Annotated in this window: 1 protein-coding gene; it reads left to right on the top strand. The window is 72.6% G+C overall.

The genetic code is table 11. From position 1 onward, the window contains the following. Positions 1-423, top strand: a 423-nt coding sequence (locus FK268_RS23675; RefSeq protein ID WP_146437896.1) for a LuxR C-terminal-related transcriptional regulator, incomplete at its 5' end; no start/stop codon positions are given. Positions 424-551 lie beyond the last annotated feature (128 nt).

Genomic DNA, 551 nt, shown 5'->3' with positions numbered 1-551 from the left:
CTCGTGCTCACCACGTTCCGCGACGACGACCTGCTGTCCGAGGCTCTCCGAGCGGGAGCGTCCGGCTTCGTCCTCAAGGACTCACCCGCGGAGGAGCTCATCCGCGCCGTGCGCCTCGTCGCGGCCGGGGAAGCGGTCCTCGACCCCGCCGTCACCGGCCGCGTACTCGAGACCTACCGGACCGCCGTACCGGCGGTCGCGGCAGCGTCGGGCGAACAGGCGCGGCTGACCTCCCGGGAGGTGGACGTGCTCGCGCTCGTGGGGCGCGGGTTGTCGAACGACGACATCGCGGCCGAGCTCGTGATCTCGATCGTCACCGTGAAGAGCCACATCGGCTCGATCTTCACCAAGCTCGGCGTGCGCAACCGCGCGGAGGCGATAGTCTTCGCGTTCGATCACGGCATCGTCCGCCCGGGCGGCTGACGGCCCGCAGGGGCGGGGCCAGGTCTTCGCCCCCGATCACGGCATCGTCCGGCCGGGCGGCTGACGGACCGGAGGGGCGGGGCCAGGTCTTCGCGTTCGATCACGGCTGCGTCCGCCCGGGCGGCTGC

It is taken from the genome of Tsukamurella sputi, assembly GCF_007858445.1.
Lineage (GTDB): Bacteria > Actinomycetota > Actinomycetes > Mycobacteriales > Mycobacteriaceae > Tsukamurella > Tsukamurella sputi.
Note: the sequence above shows the minus strand (reverse complement) of the source record. Positions and strands in the feature narration are given on the sequence as shown.